This is a genomic window from Sphingomonas sp. ABOLE (assembly GCF_003950455.1).
GTDB classification, from domain to species: Bacteria; Pseudomonadota; Alphaproteobacteria; order Sphingomonadales; family Sphingomonadaceae; genus Sphingomonas; species Sphingomonas trueperi.
In genome coordinates, this window is sequence record NZ_QQWY01000002.1 from 164,237 (window position 1) to 182,851 (window position 18,615).

At 69.1% G+C, this 18,615-nt stretch carries 15 protein-coding genes; 6 read left to right on the forward strand and 9 right to left on the reverse strand.

Annotated features, from left to right (window positions below; genetic code table 11):
• The first annotated feature begins 165 nt into the window (after positions 1-165).
• Genes CA234_RS02135 through kdsA form a run of 4 tightly spaced genes read left to right on the forward strand, consistent with a single transcriptional unit; the run spans position 166 to position 4,499 of the window.
• Positions 166-1,350, forward strand: coding sequence for a hypothetical protein (locus CA234_RS02135; protein ID WP_125973146.1), 1,185 nt, complete (start codon positions 166-168; stop codon positions 1,348-1,350).
• Positions 1,347-2,345: a KpsF/GutQ family sugar-phosphate isomerase gene (locus CA234_RS02140; protein WP_125973148.1), complete on the forward strand. Its 999-nt coding sequence runs from the start codon at positions 1,347-1,349 to the stop codon at positions 2,343-2,345. Before CA234_RS02135 ends, CA234_RS02140 begins: the two co-directional genes overlap by 4 nt.
• Positions 2,338-3,666 (forward strand): hypothetical protein, encoded by a 1,329-nt coding sequence (locus CA234_RS02145; RefSeq protein WP_125973150.1) that lies wholly within the window; start codon positions 2,338-2,340, stop codon positions 3,664-3,666. Before CA234_RS02140 ends, CA234_RS02145 begins: the two co-directional genes overlap by 8 nt.
• 11 nt (positions 3,667-3,677) lie before the next feature.
• Positions 3,678-4,499 (forward strand): 3-deoxy-8-phosphooctulonate synthase, encoded by an 822-nt coding sequence (gene kdsA / locus CA234_RS02150; RefSeq protein WP_125973152.1) that lies wholly within the window; start codon positions 3,678-3,680, stop codon positions 4,497-4,499.
• A gap of 11 nt (positions 4,500-4,510) precedes the next feature.
• Here the strand turns inward: kdsA and CA234_RS02155 are convergent, their stop codons facing one another.
• Positions 4,511-4,735, reverse strand: coding sequence for a DUF3072 domain-containing protein (locus CA234_RS02155; RefSeq protein ID WP_093296318.1), 225 nt, complete (start codon positions 4,733-4,735; stop codon positions 4,511-4,513).
• 135 nt (positions 4,736-4,870) lie between these two features.
• Here CA234_RS02155 and CA234_RS02160 point away from each other — a divergent pair, with 135 nt between their 5' ends.
• A complete protein-coding gene (locus CA234_RS02160; RefSeq protein ID WP_125973154.1) occupies positions 4,871-5,260 on the forward strand; it encodes a four-helix bundle copper-binding protein in 390 nt (129 codons plus the stop codon).
• Between the two features lie 49 nt (positions 5,261-5,309).
• On the opposite strand, the gene CA234_RS02165 is transcribed toward CA234_RS02160, so the two are convergent.
• The 4 genes from CA234_RS02165 to dinB form a co-directional block, all read right to left on the reverse strand.
• Positions 5,310-5,984, reverse strand: a complete 675-nt coding sequence (locus CA234_RS02165) for a glycoside hydrolase family 11 protein (RefSeq protein WP_277600086.1) — start codon at positions 5,982-5,984, stop codon at positions 5,310-5,312.
• A 115-nt stretch (positions 5,985-6,099) separates the two neighbouring features.
• Positions 6,100-8,463: a hypothetical protein gene (locus CA234_RS02170; protein WP_126000750.1), complete on the reverse strand. Its 2,364-nt coding sequence runs from the start codon at positions 8,461-8,463 to the stop codon at positions 6,100-6,102.
• A gap of 65 nt (positions 8,464-8,528) precedes the next feature.
• Entirely contained in the window at positions 8,529-9,470 is a 942-nt protein-coding gene (locus CA234_RS02175) for a YihY/virulence factor BrkB family protein (RefSeq protein ID WP_126000751.1), read from the reverse strand.
• Positions 9,471-9,562: 92 nt separating this feature from the next.
• On the reverse strand, positions 9,563-10,648 hold the full coding sequence (gene dinB / locus CA234_RS02180) for a DNA polymerase IV (protein WP_126000752.1): 1,086 nt from the start codon (positions 10,646-10,648) through the stop codon (positions 9,563-9,565).
• A gap of 93 nt (positions 10,649-10,741) precedes the next feature.
• Between dinB and CA234_RS02185 the strand changes: the two genes are divergently transcribed.
• Complete coding sequence (locus CA234_RS02185) at positions 10,742-11,620, forward strand: PEP-CTERM sorting domain-containing protein (RefSeq protein WP_126000753.1); 879 nt, start codon at positions 10,742-10,744, stop codon at positions 11,618-11,620.
• Here the strand turns inward: CA234_RS02185 and CA234_RS02190 are convergent.
• The 4 genes from CA234_RS02190 to leuS all read right to left on the reverse strand — a co-directional run bounded on the left by CA234_RS02190 (position 11,596) and on the right by leuS (position 18,608).
• Positions 11,596-14,346 carry a glycosyl hydrolase 115 family protein gene (locus tag CA234_RS02190; RefSeq protein WP_126000754.1) on the reverse strand — a complete coding sequence of 917 codons (2,751 nt, stop codon included), beginning with the start codon at positions 14,344-14,346 and terminating at the stop codon, positions 11,596-11,598. The genes CA234_RS02185 and CA234_RS02190 overlap by 25 nt on opposite strands.
• A 211-nt stretch (positions 14,347-14,557) precedes the next feature.
• Positions 14,558-15,580 carry a DNA polymerase III subunit delta gene (gene holA / locus CA234_RS02195; RefSeq protein ID WP_126000755.1) on the reverse strand — a complete coding sequence of 341 codons (1,023 nt, stop codon included), beginning with the start codon at positions 15,578-15,580 and terminating at the stop codon, positions 14,558-14,560.
• Complete coding sequence (gene lptE, locus CA234_RS02200; protein WP_125973168.1) at positions 15,577-16,080, reverse strand: LPS assembly lipoprotein LptE; 504 nt, start codon at positions 16,078-16,080, stop codon at positions 15,577-15,579. Before lptE ends, holA begins: the two co-directional genes overlap by 4 nt.
• Entirely contained in the window at positions 16,077-18,608 is a 2,532-nt protein-coding gene (leuS, locus tag CA234_RS02205) for a leucine--tRNA ligase (protein WP_126000756.1), read from the reverse strand. Before leuS ends, lptE begins: the two co-directional genes overlap by 4 nt.
• Positions 18,609-18,615 lie beyond the last annotated feature (7 nt).

The window sequence follows — 18,615 nt, forward strand, 5'->3', positions numbered from 1 at the left end:
CTAGGCAAGTTTTTCCTAGCGTCGCGCCCGGCCGGGGTACGGCTGTTCCTATAAGAGACACAAAGGGGCGGTTGGCCCCCGGTTCGTGACGGAGCAGGCATTGGCGGGCATCATCCATCCTCGACGCGCAGCGCAGCCGGCGACGCGCCGCCAAGGCAGTGCGGCATGAGGGTCCTCTTCTACCTTCCGGTGGTGACGCCCTGGTGGTTCGAGCAGGTGATCGAGCCCCTGATCCGCCGCGTTGCCGATGTGGCCGAGGTGCACGTGCTCGCGCCCGCCCCCTGGTGCAACACCGGGCTCGGTGCCCCGGAGCTCGAGCGTGTCGCCGATCTGGCGAACGTCCGCTGGGCGATCGTCGACGATGCCGGGCATCCCAGCCTGCGCACGGTACCGAGCGACCCGCAGGGGCTGATCGACTATGTCCGCGGCCTCGCGCCCGACCTTACGCTGTGCCGCAGCGCCGATTTCGAGACGCCGCGCCATTTCCCGGGCCAGGTCCGCTACATCATGGAGGCGGTGACCACGCCGTTCCAGCCGGTGTCGCCGGCGAACACCGTCCATTTCACCGAAGAGCCCTTCGTCAACGGCGCGATGCCCGTGCTCTCGGAGGCGGATGCCGCCCGGCTCGACGCGCTGATCGCGCCGTTCTGGCCGGACATGGAGGCGCATTGGCAGGCCGCCGCGCGCGATCGCGATTCGGTCTATCGCGCGATCGGCATTCCCGGCGATCGGCCGGTGGTCGTGCTCCCGCTCGAATATGAGCATGCGGAGAATTTCTTCCTGCAGCACCGGCCCGACCGGCTCAGCAACCAGGCGCTGGTCGCGCAGGCGGCGGCCGCGGCCGAGGCGGCGGGGGTGACGCTGGCCGTCACCGATCATCCGCTCAACACGCTGCACGTCGATCGCGACGCGCTGTACGACTTCATCTTCGATCTCGGCGGACCGATCCTCGCCGATCAGCCGGTGTTCGGCGTCTCGGCGACCACGGCGCTGCTCCGCCACGGCGACGGCGTGCTGCTGAACGATTCGAAGAGCTTCGCCGTCGCTGCTGCCTTCGGCGTGCCGATGTTCCGCCAGTCGCGCTTCCCCAGCGCAGCCTGGCTGCACGCCGAGACAGATCTGGCCGCCTATTTCGCCGCAGTGCGCGCGGGCAAGGCGCAGCGGCCGGACATGGACGCCGTCCGCCGCTGGTTCGCCTATCACAACGCCAACGAGGCCTTTTACCCGACCGATCCGCTGCTCACCGGGGCGATGGTGATCGAGCGCGCGCTGAACCCGGTCGATCCGGCGCGCTGGGAAGCCGGCGTAGCGCGGCTCCAGCGCTATGCGGCGCTGGAGACCGTCGCATGAAGCATGCAGCGATCGTGCAGGCCGCAGAGTCGACCCCGGTCCCCGCGCTCGCCTGGGCAGGCGAGGTGATCGCGGGCGAACGCCGTGCGCTCGAAGCCTTCGAGGCCGCCTTGCCGCCCGCGCTCGCCGATGCCGTGGCGGTGATCGCGGGGCGGGCGAGCCCGCTCACCTGCCTGGGCATGGGCAAGTCGGGGCTGATCGCCGCCAAGGTCGCGGCCACCTTCTCCAGCCTCGGCACCCCGGCCTATGCGCTCAACGCCGCGGAAGCGGCGCACGGCGACCTGGGCGCGGTGCAGGACGGCGACGTCGTGCTGCTCTTCTCGAACAGCGGCACCACCGACGAGATCCTGCGCATCCTGCCCGTGCTGAAGGGCCGCGCCTGCGTGCTGATCGGCGTGGTCGGCCGCCCCGATTCGCCGCTCGGCCGCGCGGTCGACATCCTGATTCCCGCCTGCGTCGCGTGCGAGGCCGATCATATCGGTATGGCACCCACGTCGAGCACGACGCTCCAGCTCGCGATCGGCGACGCGCTGGCGGTGGCGGTCAGCCGCAGCCTGGGCTTCACCCGCGCCGATTTCCTCCGCCACCATCCCGCCGGGCTGCTCGGCCGCCAGTCGCTGCCGCTGCGCACGCTGATGCGCACGGGCGACGAGCTGCCGGTGGTGGGCCCCCATGCGCCAGTCGCCGACCTGCTCGCCGCCATGTCGCGCGGGCGGATGGGCGCCGCCTGCGTGGTGGGCGAGGACGGCAGGCTGCTCGGCCTGGTCGTCGACGGCGACATCCGCCGGCACTTCCAGTCCCGCCGCGACGTCTACGACACCCCCGCCAGCGCGCTGATGCAGCCGCGACCGCGCGTGATCGACGTGGCTGCCACGCTCGGCGACGCGCTGCTGCTGCTGCGCGAGCGCGAAGGCGGCTATTCGGTCCTGCCCGTGGTCGACGGTGCGGGGCTTTTGCACGGCATGCTGCATGCCAAGGACATGTTGAATGGCTAAGCCCCTGAAGATCGTTGCCTTCGTTCCCGCCAAGGGCAGCAGCGAGCGCGTGTCGGACAAGAATACCCGGATCCTCGACGGCGAGCATCTGTTCCGCCGCAAGCTGCTCCAGGCGCTCGACTGCCCGGCAATCAGCGAAGTCTGCCTCGATACCGAGAGCGCGGCGATGGCCGCGCTGGCGAGCGATCTGCCGGTCACCTGGCTCCAGCGCCCGAGCGAACTGGCGACCAACGCCACCGACGGGCACGGCATGTTCGCCTGGGAATGTGCGCAGCGCCCCGATGCCGATATCTGGGTCCAGCTGCTCTGTACCGCGCCCTTCGTCACCGCCGACACGATCGGCCGGGCGATCGAACGGCTGCTCGCCGATCCGGAGGCGGACAGCCTCGTCGCGGTCACCCGCGCCAAGCAATATTGCTGGGACGGGCAGCTGCCCGCCTATGGCACCGGCCGCATCCCGAACAGCGTCGAACTGCCGGAGACGATCGTCGAGGCGATGAGCCTCTACATCGTCCGCCGCACCGGCGAGGGCCCGGCGACGCGCCGCTTCGGCACGCGGCCGATCCTGTTCGATCTCGATCCCATCGAGCAGATCGACATCAACCATCACCACGACCTGCTGATCGCCGAGACGGTTGCCGCCGGCTTCCGCCAGGCCGAGGTCACCCGCTTCCGCGCGATGCTGCCGCATCTCTCCTCCCCGGTGCTGTCGGATATCCTCAAGGAGCGCGGCCACCGGGTGGTGCTGCCCAAGGCGCTGCGCCCGACCACGGGGGGCAAGTTCCTCGGCCGCGCCAAGACGCTCGAGCTCGCCGCGCTGCCCGACCGGCCCGATCGCGAACCCGGCGGCGCATGGAACGGCATCTATGGCGCGTTGCAATCCTATCGCTTCGTGCGGCCCGGCGACGTGATCATGGTCGCGACCGAGCTGCCCGACTTCGCCTATTTCGGCGACCTCAACGCCAATCTCGCGATCCGGTCGGGCGCGGTCGGCGCGGTGATCGACGGCGCGACGCGCGACACGGCGGACGTGCGCGCGCTGGGCCTGCCGGTCTATGCCCGCAGCCAGACCTGCGACGACATCAAGTACGAGGGCACGGTCAAGGCGATGAACCGTCCGATCACCATGGGCGAGGTGCGCATCGCCAATGGCGACGTGATCTTCGCCGACCAGGACGGCATCGTCGCGGTGCCGCGGGCATTGTGGCCCGAGATCGAAGCGGCGGCGTGGGACGTGCTGTCCAACGAAGCCACCATTCGCATGCAGGCCGCGCGCGGCCGCGACGTGGATGCCATTCTCGCCGATTGCGGCGCGTTCTGAAGGATTTTCGCATGAAGACGGTCAAGGTCGGTGCCCTGGAGATTGCCAACGACAAGCCGTTCGTGCTGGTCGCCGGGCCGTGCGCGATGGAGAGCCGCGACCATGCCTTCTTCATGGCCGAGGCACTGACGACGCTGTGCGCCGATCTCGGCATCGGCTTCCTCTACAAGAGCTCGTTCGACAAGGGGAACCGCACCTCGATCGACGCACCGCGCGGCATCGGCATGGACGCGGCGCTCAAGGTGTTCGCCGAGCTGAAGGCCGCGTTCGGCTGCCCGGTGCTGACCGACGTGCACGATGCCGGCCAGTGCGCGCCGGTGGCCGAGGTGGTCGACGTGCTGCAGATCCCGGCCTTCCTCTGCCGCCAGACCGACCTGCTGATCGCCGCTGCCCGGACCGGTCGCGCGGTGAACGTCAAGAAGGGCCAGTTTCTCGCGCCCTGGGACATGAAGAATGTCGCCAACAAGCTGGCGTCCACGGGCAACGAGAAGATCATCCTGTGCGAGCGCGGCGCCAGCTTCGGCTACAACACGCTGGTCAGCGACATGCGCGCGCTGCCGATCCTGGCGGAAACCGGCTATCCGGTGATGTTCGACGCCACCCATTCGGTGCAGCAGCCGGGCGGGCAGGGCACCAGCTCGGGCGGGCAGCGCGAATTCGTGCCGGTGCTCGCGCGCGCCGCGGTGGCGGTGGGCGTCGCGGCGGTGTTCATCGAGACGCACCAGGCGCCCGATACCGCCCCCAGCGACGGCCCCAACATGGTGCCGCTCGACCAGCTGCGCGGCCTGCTCACCCGCCTGAAGGCGTTCGACACGCTCGCCAAGGCGGGCTGAGCCGACGCCGCTCAGCGGCCGAGCTGTTCCTTCAGCGCATCGATCCGCTTCGAGGCCTCGGCCTTGTTGAGATCGCCCTCGATCGGCGGCTCGCCCGCTTCCTCGAGCAGGGTGGTGAGGTAGGAGGCCTGGGCGCCGGTCATCGGATCGTCGCCCGAGACCCAGTCGTCGGGGTCCTTTTCGGTGTTCGAGCCGGGATGCTCGTCGAGCTTCGGGTTGTGCAGCGTTTCAGCCATGATCGCCTCGCGGGTTGTTCCTGTTACGTTCGATAACGGGCGGCGCAATGGGCTGGTTCCACGGCATTTCTTCTGAACCCTCGCGGCTTCGGTCCGTTAGGGGAGGACCGATGCCGGCCAGCAAGGAGCCATGCCATGTCCCTCGAGAAGATGATCGCGCTGCACCCCGATGTGGGGGCCGATGCCAACGAAGCGCTCGCCAAGGCGGCGCGCCACGCCATGCTCTGCTCGCTGATGTGCACCAGCTGCGCCGATGCCTGCGTCGCCGAGGAAATGGACATGCGGCAATGCGTGCGGACCTGCCTCGATTGCGCCGATGTCTGCGCCGCCACCGCCCGGTTGGCGACACGGCGGACCGGGCAGAACATCGCGATGCTGCGGACGATGCTGGAGACCTGCATTCGCGCCTGCGAACTTTGTGCCGAGGAATGCGCCAGGCACGACCACGAGCATTGCACGCTCTGCGCGACGATGTGCCGCGAGTGCGCCGGGGATTGCCGCGCCGTGCTGCCCAGCGTGCAGTAACGCCGGGTAGCAGGGGCGGGAGGGCGCGCAGACCCTCCCGCCCGCGCCGTCACTGCTGCCAGACGGTGACGTTGGAATTGCCGACGCTGCCGAAGCCCTCGGTCGCCATGACCTGATAGTTCATTGTGCCCAGGTTCATGCCGACATTGGCCCAGGCATTGACATGGTTGCGGAAGGTGATTGTGTTGTTGACGCCGGTGGCGCGCTTGGCGGTACGCACGCTCCAATATTGGTAGAAGGTGGCGTTGCCGATGATCGACGGCGCGTTGACCCGCTGGGTACGGTAGATGCGGTAGGTGCCGCCGTCGCTGTTCACCGTGCCGAGCTGCTGCGCATTGCCCGGCGGGGTGAAGTTGCCCCAATTGTCGACGACATAATATTCGACCAGCGGATTGGTCGACCAGCCGTACAGCGTCAGATACCCGTTGTTGCCGGGTACGAACACGCCTGCATTATAGCCGACGACGCGGTTGATCGATCCCGTTGCCCAGCCCTTGCCGACGACGAGATTGCCGCTGCCGCCGAGGCTCCAATTGACGCTGTAGTTGCCGCCGCTGCCGAGCGTCATGCAACCCGAGCCCGAATCGCGGAAGAACGTATAGAAAAAGCCGTTGTTGGTGCCGGTCTGGTTCGAGCAGATTGTCTGCGCATGTGCGCTGCCGATCGATGCCGCTACGGCGAGCAGCGATGGTAGCGCTATCATTTTTAGAGCCTTGGCGATCATGATTCCTCCTCCTTCGACGGTCGTTACCGAACATTGTCACATATCTACGTCGTGACGTGCGCCAACATGATCGATGCGAAGGTGAGTCGTCAATGTGCTCCAAAGATACTTTGATTCACTTGGGAAGTGCTACGCGTGCCACCGCGTCCGGCGCGTCGTGCAGGCGCAGATAGAGCGTATTCCCTGCCGGTGCGGGGAGGGAGATCGTGGCGCCGACGAAGCCGAGCGGCACCGTGGTCGGCCGCGCGAAATCGGGCGAATCGCTCAATGCCGCGACGACGAACAGGTCCTGGCCGGCAAGCGTGCAGGGCGCGCCGTCTCCCGGGCAGGTCAGCCCGGTCAGCACCGGCAGCCGCGCGAGCGTGACCAAAGGCTGCCAGTCGCCGGGCGTGCCGTCCTGTACCAGCCGGTAGCGCAGCGGCCCGGCGATACCGGCACCGAGCAGCGCGCGGGGCGTGAAATGCGCGACCACCACCTCGGCACCGACCCGCTGCAGCGCGCCGTCGCGAAAACCGAGCCGGGCGCTAGGGCCCTCGGCGCCGGCGATCTCGACCGTGCCGCCATCGCCGAGCGAGCCGCGGGTGACCTTGAACGAGAAATCGATCGCGGCATCGGCGGGCAGCACGCCGTCGGGCAGGGTGATAGGCAGCGCGCCGGTGGCGGGCTTACCGCTCGATGCGCGGCTGAGCAGCGTCGCCGCGGGGCGCGGCGCGGTCGCGCGCACCGCCAGCTTGACGCTGCGCCCGTCGCGGAGCCGCACCACCGCCTCGCCGTCGCCGGCGGGGATCGGGCTCGGCGCGGTCATCGCCAGCCGGTCGCCGTCGTTACCGCGCGACAGGGCCCCGGCGGTGAAGTGCAGCCCGCGCCAGTCGAGCCCCGCGACCTGGTCGAGCCGGGCGCCTTCCAGCACGCCCTCGGCATCGCCCTCGTGCACCACGAAGCGATCGAGCCGGCTCGCCTCCAGCCGCGCGACCAGCGGGCTCGTGTCCGGCGGGGCGCTGCCGAAGCGGGCGATGTTGAGCGTGAATGCGCCGGGCTTGGCGCCCTTGAGCGGCAGCGTCATGGTCAGCTCGTCCTGGCCGGTGACCTTGAACGGCACCGGGGTGCGGGTGCCCGCGGCATCGCTGAGCGCGATCTGGCTGACGCAGAAGGCCGCGCCGCCGCGCAGCACCAGCGGATGCTCGCGCCCGACGACGACGTTGCTGTCCGGCACTGCGCGCCACGCGCCCATCTTGTCGAGCTGCACCGGCAGTCGCGGCCCGGTGAAGGGGTCGAACCCCCAGCGGCCCTGCAGCACCGCGTTGGAGACGGTGCCGAGGTCCGCCGGTACCGTGCCGTCCAGCTTCACGCCGCCCTTCTCGACATCGGGCAGCACGGGGAAGTCGCGCGCAGCACCTTCGTTGCTGGTCACCCGCACCGAGAGCGATCGGCCGAAATCGGTGGCGTAGAGGAGCGGCGCATCCTCCAGCGGCAGCACCAGCTCGGGCTTGGCGAGGCACACCGGCGTCGGCCCGCCCGCCTGCCAGATCGGCGGGGTCGCGGGCCCGATCGGCGGCAGCGGCGCGGCGAGCACCGAGCGTGGGCTCTGGAAGGAGGGCGCGGCGTTGAGCAGCAGCTTCAGCGTGTCGCCGCGGCCCAGCGCCAGCGCCGGCAGATACTGATATTGCGGGCTGCGGAACGCGCCGAACAGCTTGGCCACGTCGCGCGCCAGCCCGATGTACGAGCTGTAATAGCCGCCGCCCGCCTGGGGTGTCGCGGCGATGCTGTAGGCGAGGTCGGCGGTCGATCCGGTCAGCGTCTCGGCCAGGGTGGTGCCGCGCTGGGTCTGCAGCACCAGCGAATCGCGATTCTGGGTGAGGCACGCCGCCTGCAGCCCGCGCGGGCGCGCCAGGCATTCGGCGTTGAGCTTGATCCGCAGCGCATTGGCGAGCACCGGCGCGGCGGTGGCGAGGCGTTCGGGGGCAGTATCGCCGATGCGGGCAATTTCGGTGACGAACGCATCGAGCCGCGCGCGGTCGAGCGAGGCCTGGAACAGGTCCTGCGCCACGCGCACGAACACGCCGGGGCGGCCTCGAACGGCGTCGCGCACTGCACCGAACCCGCCGCCGGTGTCCGGCGCGAGCAGCAGCACCGCCTGTTCGGCGCCCTCCGGCACGGTCAGCGCGAGCTTGTTCTTCTTCTTGCGCCAGGTCTCGGCGACGAAGAACCAGTCCTTGGGCGGCGGGTTGGTCGCGCCGCGGAGAAAGGCGACGACGAGCAGATAATGCGCCGACTGGTCGGGCGGCAGCGCTGCCTCCGCAGTCACCTTGTCGCCCGGCTGGAGCGAGGGCACCGCGCCGATCGGCAGCGTCGTGCTCCCGCGCGTCACCGTTAGCTTCAGGTCCGGCCCGACCAGGTCGAAGGCGTTCTGCTGGGCCTGGGCGGGGAGCGCGGCGCAGAGCAGCGCCAGCAGCAGCGGGATCAGGGGGAGGCGAGGCATCGCGCCGCTATAGGGGAAGCGGGCGGGGCAGGGCCACCTCCGCCGCGACGAGCCGTTGCCCTGCGTCACTCGGCGACGTTGTCGGCCACCCAGGCGCGGCGCTGGCCGAGGGGCTGGGGGGCGCCGGTGGTGGTGTCGTGCGCGGTCTGGTGTTCCAGCTCCGAATTGAGCTCGGCGCCGAACAGCAGCACATAGGAGGAGAGGTACAGCCAGGTGAGCAGCGCCACGATCGCGCCGAGCGAGCCATAGGTCGCATCGAAGCGACCGACATAGCGGACATAGGCGCCGAAGCCGAGCGTCAGCCCCAGCCACAGCAGCGCGGCGAGCAGCGATCCCGGGGTGATCCAGGTCCATCGCGGCTTGGCCCGCGACGGACCGAAGCGGTAGAGCGCCGCCGCCCCCGCCGCCCCGGCCAGCGTCAGCAGCACATGGCTGATGATCTTGCCGAGCACGAGCAGCGCGTCGGGCGCGAAGGGCAGCAGGCGGTCGAGTGCACCGAGCGCGGTCATCGCGCCGGCAGCCAGCACCGCCGCGATCACGGCGCCGATGGTGATCGCGATGGCGGTCAGGTTCACCCAGATGAAGTTGCGCTTCTCCTTCTCTTCATAGGCGATGTTGAGCGCGGCGATGATTGCCCCGGCGCCGTTGCGCGCGCCGAACAGCGCGATGGCGAGCGCGATCAGGATGCCGAAGCCCTTCCGGCTATCCGGGCTGTCGACGAGGCCGAGCAGCTGGTCGCCCACCACCGCGGCGATGTCGCGCGGCAGGATGGTGGAAAGCGCGCGGACATCGTGCAGCACGGTAGCCGGATCGGCGATCAGCCCATAGCTCAGCACCACCGCGCCGAGCAGCGGCACCAGCGCGAGGAATCCGTAAAAGGCGACGCCGGCGGCGATCAGCCCAATATTGTCGTCGCTTGCCTCGTTCCAGCTGCGCCACAGCACGGACTTCCAGCCGGCCCAGGGCATTGCCCATGGGCTGCGCGCGTCGCGCCCTTTCGGATCCATCCTGCTTCCCCTGTTTTTTGTGGCGGGAAAGCGCGCGACCCGCGGAGCGGGTTCCTTGCGCACCAAGGTGCAGGGTGTTGAAATCGCGTCGGTTAGGCCATGTCGGCATGGCCGAACAGCGGCAACGGCTCGGCCAGCCCGCGTTCGAAGTTGGAGACGGTCACCCCCACCAGCCTGATGCCCTTGGGCGTCGGCAGCACCGAGCGCAGCAGCGCGATGCTGGCGGCGTGGAGCTGCTCGCGGCTGGTGATCGGCGCGGTGTGGCTGCGGCTGCGGGTGATGATCTGGAAGTCGGCGTACTTGATCTTCACCGTGGCGGTGCGGCCGAACCCCTGGGTGCGCTCGCACCATTCCCACACGTCGTCGGCCTGGCCCAGCACCGCCGCCTCGATCTCGGCGTCCTCGGTGAGGTCGCGGCTGAAGGTGGTCTCCGAGCCCGAGGACTTGCGCTCGCGGTTGGGGTTTACCGGCCGCTCGTCGATACCGCGGACGATCTGGTGATACCATTCGGCGCTGCTGCCGAAATGCTGCTGGAGGAAGTCGAGCGACTTGGCGCGCAGATCCGCGCCCGTCTCGATCCCCAGCCGCTGCATCTTGGCCGCGGTCACCGGTCCCACGCCGTGGAAGCGCGAGACGGGCAGCGTCTCCACCCAGGCCGCGCCCATGTCCGGGGTGACGGCGAACTGGCCATTGGGCTTGCGATGGTCCGAGGCGAGCTTGGCGAGGAACTTGTTGTAGGAAACGCCGGCCGAGGCGGTGAGGCCGGTCTCCGCCAGGATGCGCGCGCGGATCTCCTTGGCGGTCGCCCAGGCGGTGCCGAGCCCGCGGCGGTCCTCGGTCACGTCGAGATAGGCTTCGTCGAGCGACAGCGGCTGGATCAGGTCGGTATAGTCGGCGAAGATCGCATGGATCTGCTGCGACACCGCCTTGTACACGTCGAACCTGGGCCGCACGAAGATCAGGTCGGGGCAGCGCCTGAGCGCGGTGACCGAGGGCAGGGCCGAGCGTACCCCAAAGGTGCGCGCCTCGTAGCTCGCCGCCGCGACCACGCCGCGCGCCGCCGCCGATCCCACCGCCACCGGCTTGCCGCGCAGCGACGGATCGTCGCGCTGCTCGACCGAGGCGTAGAACGCATCCATGTCGATATGCAGGATTTTCCGGATGGGCGGCGCGGCCATGGCGCCGATATACCGTCGGATGAACGAATAGGGAACAGCGTTTCCTGCCCAAGTCATTGTGAAACCGGCGGGCAGCCGGCTAAGGAAGAGGGCATGCAGACGTTTTCTCGCCGCTTCGCCCTCCTGCTCGCCTGTCTCCTGTGGACGCTGCCCGCGGCGGCGAAGACGATCCTGTTCGTCGGCAACAGCTTCACCTTCGGCGCCAATTCGCCGGTGATGCGCTACCGGCCCGATCGGGTGACCGATCTTAATCGCGAGGGGATCGGCGGCGTGCCCGCGCTGTTCCGCACCTTCGCGATGGAAGCGGGGCTCGACTGGCAGGTGAGCCTGGAGACCTCGCCCGGCAAGGACCTTGCCTGGCATTTCGCCAACCGCCGCGCGCTGATCGACCGGCGCTGGGACGTGGTGGTATTGCAGGGGTACAGCACGCTGGATGCCGAGCGCCCGGGCGATCCGACCCGGCATCTCGCGGCGGCGCGCGAACTGGCGGCGCTGTTCCATGCGCGCAACCCGGCGGCGCAGGTCGATCTGGTCGCGACCTGGTCGCGCGCCGACCAGACCTATCGCCAGTCCGGTCACTGGTTCGGGCTGCCGATCGCGCGGATGGCGGAGGATCTGCTCGCGGCGAACCGGCTGGGGCTCGCGCCGGGCTACGGCATCCACGGCGTGCTGCCGGTAGGCACGGCCTGGAACCGCGCGATCCGCGACGGCTTTGCCGATCCCAATCCCTATGACGGTGTGGCGTTCGGCCAGTTCAGCCTGTGGACCTGGGACCAGTATCACGCCAGCGCCGAGGGCTATTATCTGGAGGCGTTGGTCGAGTTCGGCGCGATCACCGGCCGCGATCCCCGCAGCTTGGGGCCCCGCGAGCGCGCCGCCGAGGATCTGGGGATCAACCCGGAGGTCGCCCGGCGGCTGCGCGACGTCGCCGCCGCCGAGCTGGCGGCTCAGCGGATCGGCGGTGCGCCGTAATAGTCGGGGGCGCCGTCGAGGCGCACGTCGATCCGGTCGAGCAGGAAGCCCGGGTCCATCGCGAAGACTTCGATCTTGTGCGCGCCCGCGGCCAGTAGCCCGAGCCTCAGTGTGCGCACCGCGGTGTTGGAGAGGACATTGGCCTTCCACTCGTCGCTGCGGCCATGGGTCTCATAGTCGAGCACGGTGATCGCGCCGCCATCCACCCGCACGCCGATGCGCAGCTTGTTCGCCGAGGTGAGCGCGTGGACCGGCAGCGCGACGATCCTGAGCTCGGCATCGCCCTTGTTGCCCAGCACGAAGGGCAGGACCAGCGGGGCGGTGGCATCGGTCTCGTCGCTGGAGAGCAGGTCGAGCCTGCTGCGCAATACCGCGCCGCGCGAGCCTAGCTCGGCGATCCGCTCCCACGGCGTGCCGGCGAGCTTCAGGTTGGCCGGGGTCAGCGAGATGATGTGGTTGACCTCGGGCGTGGCGTCGCCGGCGGGGAAGGGCTGGAGCACCGGCTCCAGATAGACCATCGCGCCGTTGCAGCGGATCTTGCCCGCAGCGATCGGGCCCTTGCCGTCATAGTTGACCGCGACGCGCATTTCGTAGCCGTTGCTGGCATCGAGCCGGCCGGCGCGGGCGGAGAGTTCGACGCCTTCCAGCCCCTCGACCGTCCAGTCGCTCACCGCGCCCTTGCCGTACACGGTCATGTACCGCGTCTCCGCCTTGCCGGGGGCGAAGGCGAGCGCGCGGGCATCGGCGCCACATGGTGCGACGGGCGTGAGATCGATCTTGGGATAGGGCGGTTCGGCGAACACGGCGAGCTGGCGCGGGGCCATGTCCATGATGCCGCGCCACTTGCCGCCATTCTGGGCATTATAGGCGGCGGTATCGGCGACGATGGTCTGGTGCGCGGCGCGGGCTTGCTCCGCGAGCGCATTGGTACTGGCACGGCCCTGGCGGGCATAGAGCGCGGCGAGATCGAGCTTGAGGTTGCGCTCGTTGAGCTTGGCCGCGCCGCGCACCGGGTAGAGGACCAGCTGGAAGAAGGCGTCGCGGCGATCGGCGGGCATGGTCGCGGCCAGCGCTTCGGCCTTCGCGAGCAGCGCCTGGTAGCGGGCGATCCGCGCCTCTGCCTCGCCGCCGCCGGAACGGACATAGTCGCCGATGCGGATCGGGGTCTCGGGCTCGACGGTGCTGAAGCCCATGAACTCGGGCTTCCGCTCCCAGGCGAGGTCGTAAAATTCCATCAGCACATCGGCCACCGCCGGACCTTGCTGCGGCCCGAACTGCTCGGCCGCCCAATCCGCCAGCTGCGCGCGTACCGGCTTGGCCAGCAGCTTCGTGTCGAAGGCGATATCGAGGAAATAGCTGGTCAGCACCTCGCCCGGCTTGATGTCGCCGACATTCACCACCCACAATTTCCGGGTGCCGGTCTGCCATGCGCGGTCGAGCTGTTCGCGGATCAGCCCTGGATGAGTGGTCGCCAGCCACAGATAGTCGTGCGGCCGCCCCCAATAGCTGATGTGGTAATAGAGGCCCGAGCCGCCCTTGCGCGCGCGCTCGGCGGCGGTGGGCAGTTGGCCGAGATAGCCGTAATTGTCCTCGGGCCAGACGAGCGTCACGTCCTCGGGCACCTTCAGCCCGCTGCGATAGACGTCCAGCACCTCCTTGTAGAGCGTCAGCACCTGCGGCACCTGGTCGGCCGGCTTGCCCTGCGCGGTGGCGAGCAGGCCGCGCTGCAGGTCGATCGCCTGGCTGGTGGCGGCGAGCGCCTGTTCGGGGCTCCTGGCGCCTTCCAGTGCGGAGTCGTGCTTGCCGCGCAGGCCGATCGTGTAGACGTTCTCGAAGCCCTTCACGTCGTCCACGCGGCGGCGCCAATAGTCGACCATGCGGTCGCGGTTGGTGAAGAAGTTGAACGGCCCCTCGGTCTTCTCGTCCCACTCGCGGACATTGTTGCGCAGCATCGGCTCGGCATGCGAGGTGCCGACGACGATGCCGTAGGCCTTGGCCATCTCGGCATTGCCGGGGATCTGGTAGAAGGGCTTGGTGCTTTCGTGCATCGCCGGCCAGATCAGATTCGCCTTGAGCCGCCACATCAGCTCGAAGACTCTCGCGTAGGTCTTGGGGCCGATATCGCCGGTCTCGGGCTCATAGGTCTTGGCCGCCCAGGGCTGGAGGCCCCAATCCTCGTCGTTGAGGAAGATGCCGCGATACTGGACCGACGGCGCGTCGGAGAGCAGCCGGCGGCCGTCGACCACCAGCCGGTCGGCATGGCGCGGGGTGACGTCCGCCCACCATTCCCAGGCCGAGATTCCGATCGCGCGGCTGAGGTCCACCGTGCCCCAGATCGCACCGCGCGGGTCCGAGCCGGCGATCAGCAGGTAGGAGCGGCCGGGGTGCTGCTTGGAGGGGGCGAGAACGCGGATATAGCGTTCCCACTGGCCGTTCAGCGCGGCGAGATCGACCTTCGCGTCGGCCGCTACGGCGCGGACCAAGGCGGAATCCTTTTGCCCGATGACGATGCAGAGCTTGGCGCAGGCGGCGAGGTCGCTTGCTACGAGGGGCGTCTTCCCCGCACGCTTGCCGATGTCGCGGGCGAGCAGTTCGCCCGCGAGCTTGGCCGAGGTCGCGTCGTCATGGACGATGGTCGCGGTGGTGTGGCCGTCGAACAGCACCGCCTGCTGGGCGTGTACGGCGGTTGGAAGGGCGAGGAGAGCGGGCAGGGCGAGATGACGCATGCTGGGGCTTGAAGCATGGCGAAGGCCGGAAGGGAATCCCCAGATCCTCCCCGGAACGGGGAGGGGGACCAAGGCGCGCAGCGGCTTGGTGGAGGGGCCGCGCCGTTAGGCGCGGGTGGGCTGAAGCGTGGGGATACCGCCGCGTGCCGCGGCGGCCCCTCCACCACCGCCTTCGGCGGCGGTCCCCCTCCCCGCGCCGGGGAGGATCGAGTCAGCCCTTCGCCCGTGCCGCAGCTCGCGCGATCGCGACGCACTCCACTTCCGCCAGCAACTCCCCCGCGCTGCCCGAACTCATCATCGCCCGCTCGGCCGTCCGCACCCGCTCGATCGCCCGCGCGATCTGCGGCGCGGACCAGCGGCGGAGTGCGCGACCGGTGGCGGGGCGTTCCTTGAAGAAGACGCGGTGGCGTTCCATCGCGTCGTCGACGCTGGCGCCCTGGTCCATCTCGGCGCGCAGTTCGGCCAGCGTCATCAGCCGGCGGACCAGCTGGCGCAGCAGCGGAATCGCCGAGCCGCCGCCTTCGCCCAGCTTGGCCAGCTCCTCGCCGACTTCGGCCACGCGCCCGTCGAGCACCGCCTCGATCGCGCCGAACAGCTCGCCTTCGCCGAGGTCCGCGCCGATCGCATCCAGCGCCGCGCCATTGGCATCGCGGGGATGTTCGGGATCGGCATCGAGGAACAGCGCCAGCTTCTCGATCTCGCGAGTCAGCACCGCGCGGTCGCCGGCCGAGGCCAGCGCCAGCCGGTGCGGCACGTCGCCGGTGAGGCGCAGGCCGTGCTCGCGCGCGATCGTGCCCGCCAGCTGGGCCGCGCCCGCGCCTTCGGGCACGTAGCAGGCGAACGCCATGGCGGTCGGCGCGGCGATCGCCGCCTTGACCAGCTTGCCGCTGGTCTTGAGGTTCGGCCCGATCGCGACCACCGGATTCCCCGCGCGCTCGGCGCCGAGCAGCAGCGCGATCGCCTCGGCCGCGCCTTCCTCGATATTGGAAACCCGGATGTAGCGTGGCCCCCCGAACAGCGAGAGCGACGCTGCCTCGTCCGCCAGCAGCCCGGGCTGATCGCGCAGCATCTTCATGTCGATGTCGATGCGCTCGACGTCCGGCCCCAGCGCCTTGCCGAGCCGCTGCGCGAGATCGGCGGCACCCGCTTCGTCGGGGCCGTGGAGCAGATAGAGGCGGGTGTCGGGCCTGGGCGCTTCTACCGCCGCGCGGATCTGGCCCGCATTGGCCTTCACTTGGGCCGCGCGCCGCCTTCGCGCACCGTCCGCGCCAGTCGCGCGACGATCTGGTCGGCGACGATGCCCGAGAGCCGCTCCAGCGCCGACTTCTCGGCGGCGATCGTCGCATATTCGGAGCCGACCACGTCGATGCCCGCGTCCGACCCGGCGGTGGCATCGAGCACCACCTGGCCATTGCGGAGGTCGATCAGCTGGTAGCGCGCGCGCAGCGTTCGCCGCTCGCGCGAGACCGAGTCGTCGCGTCGCACGCCCAGGCCGATGATCTGGTCGTCGAGCTTCACTTCGAGACGGTACGCCGCCGCACCGCCGTTGTTCGCCAGCCGGTCCTTGAGCGCGTTGGACACCAGCCAGCCCGACTGGCCCTGGATCGGCGCGACCTCGATCGCCGACAGCGTCGTCGCGACCGCGCCGCCGCTGCCCCCCTGGTACATCGGATGCAGCCCGCACCCGGAGAGCGCGAAGGCGAAGGGGGCGAGCAGGGCGACGGTCTTGTTCATGCGACGATGTTCACCAATCGATCGGGCACCACGATGATCTTGCGCGGTGCGTTGCCTTCGAGCAGCCGAACGATCTTGTCCGACGCAAGTGCCGCGGCCTCGACGACGTCCTTCGCCGCGCCCTTCGGCATCACCAGCGTATCGCGCAGCTTGCCGTTGACCTGCACCGCGATCGTCACTTCGTCGTCGACCAGCAGCGCCGGATCGACCGCCGGCCATGCGGCATCGGCGATCATGCCGGTCTCGCCCATCGCGGCCCAGGCCTCTTCGGCGATGTGCGGCACCATCGGCGCCACGACGCGGACCAGCGCGCGGATCGCGGCGGTGCGCGAGGCCGAGGGCTTGGCCTTCTCGATCGCCGCGGTCAGCTCGTAGAGCTTGGCGACGGCCTTGTTGAAGGTCAGCGCCTCGATGTCCTCGGCGACGCCCGCGATGGTGCGGTGGAGCTTACGGTCGAGATCCTTGTCCTCGCCCTCGGCTGCTTCCAGGCCATCGAACAGGCGCCACAGCCGGTTGACGAAGCGCCAGGCGCCCTCGATGCCGCTCTCGCTCCATTCGAGGTCGCGCTCGGGCGGGCTGTCGGAGAGCACGAACCAGCGGGTCGCGTCCGCGCCATACTGGTCGACGATCTCGGTCGGATCGACGGTGTTCTTCTTCGACTTCGACATCTTCTCGACGCGGCCGACGGTAACCTCGGCGCCGGTGTCGGTCAGATAGGCGGAGCCATCGGCGCGGAACGAGACCTGGGTCGGCTCGAAATACACCTTCCGCTCCAGCCCCTCATGCTCTTCGAGCTGATAGTAGCTGGCGTGGGTGACCATGCCCTGGGTGAACAGCCCCGCGAACGGCTCGGCCACGTCGATGCGGCCGATATGGCGCAGCGCGCGGGTGAAGAAGCGCGCATAGAGCAGGTGCAGGATCGCATGCTCGACGCCGCCGATATACTGGCCGACCGGCAGCCACTGCTCGGCCACCGCCTTGTCGAACGGCTTGTCCGCAGGCTGGCTGGCGAAGCGCAGGAAATACCAGCTCGAATCGACGAAGGTATCGAGCGTGTCGGTCTCGCGCCGCGCGGGCTTGCCGCACTTGGGGCAATCGACATGCTTCCAGGTCGGGTGCCGATCCAGCGGGTTGCCGGGCACGTCGAACGACACGTCCTCGGGGAGCGAGACCGGCAGCTGGTCCTTGGGCACGCCGACGGGGCCGCAATCCTCGCAATGGATGATCGGGATCGGGGTGCCCCAGTAACGCTGGCGGCTGACGCCCCAGTCGCGCAGGCGCCACACGGTGCTGCCGGTGCCCCAATTGCCTTCCTCGGCGCGGCGGATCACCTCGCGCTTGGCGTCGACCACGTCGAGGCCGTCGAGGAAGTGCGAGTTCACCAGCGTGCCGGGGCCGGTATAGGCCTCGGTGCCGTCGAACCTGGGATCGGTCTTGTCGCCTTCGGAGACGACGCGGCGGATCGGCAGGTCGTACTTGGTCGCGAATTCGAAGTCGCGCTGGTCATGCGCCGGCACGCCGAACACGGCGCCGGTGCCATAGTCCATCAGCACGAAGTTCGCGATATAGACCGGCACCTGCCAGCTGGCGTCGAACGGATGCTGTGCGGTGAGCCCGGTGTTCCAGCCGAGCTTTTCCTGCGTCTCCAGCTCGGCGGCAGTGGTGCCGCCCTGCTTGCAGCGCTCGATGAACGCCTGCACCTCGGGGTTGCCGGCCGCGAGCTGCTGCGCGATCGGATGGTCCGCCGCGATCGCGACGAAGCTCGCGCCGAAGATCGTGTCCGGCCGCGTGGTGTAGACGGTCAGCCCTTCGCCGTTGGACAACTCCCACGTGAACTGCAGGCCTTCCGACTTGCCGATCCAGTTTTCCTGCATCAGCTTCACCTTGTCCGGCCAATGCTCGAGGCCCTTCAGCCCTTCGAGCAGGTCGTCGGCGAAATCGGTGATCTTGAGGAACCACTGGTTGAGCTTGCGCCGCTCGACCAGCGCGCCCGAGCGCCAGCCGCGCCCGTCGATCACCTGCTCGTTGGCGAGCACGGTCATGTCGACCGGATCCCAGTTGACCGCGCTTTCCTTGCGATAGACCAGGCCCGCCTCGTACAGGTCGAGGAACAGCGCCTGTTCCTGGCCGTAATAGTCGGGCTCGCAGGTGGCGATCTCGCGCGTCCAGTCGAGCGCGAAGCCGAGGCGCTTGAGCTGCGCCTTCATCGTCGCGATGTTCTGGCGGGTCCAGGCGCCGGGATGGACCTTCTTTTCCATCGCGGCATTTTCGGCCGGCATGCCGAAGGCGTCCCAGCCCATCGGATGGAGCACTTCCATGCCCTTCATCCGGCGGAAGCGCGCCAGCACGTCGCCCATCGTGTAGTTGCGCACATGGCCCATATGGATGCGCCCCGAAGGATAGGGGAACATCTCGAGCACGTAGGACTTCGGCTTGGGCGAATCGTCGCGGGCGGCGAAGGTGCGGTTTTCCTCCCACGCCTTCTGCCACGTCGCGTCCGCCTTCAAGGGATTGAAGCGTGACGCCATTATGAAC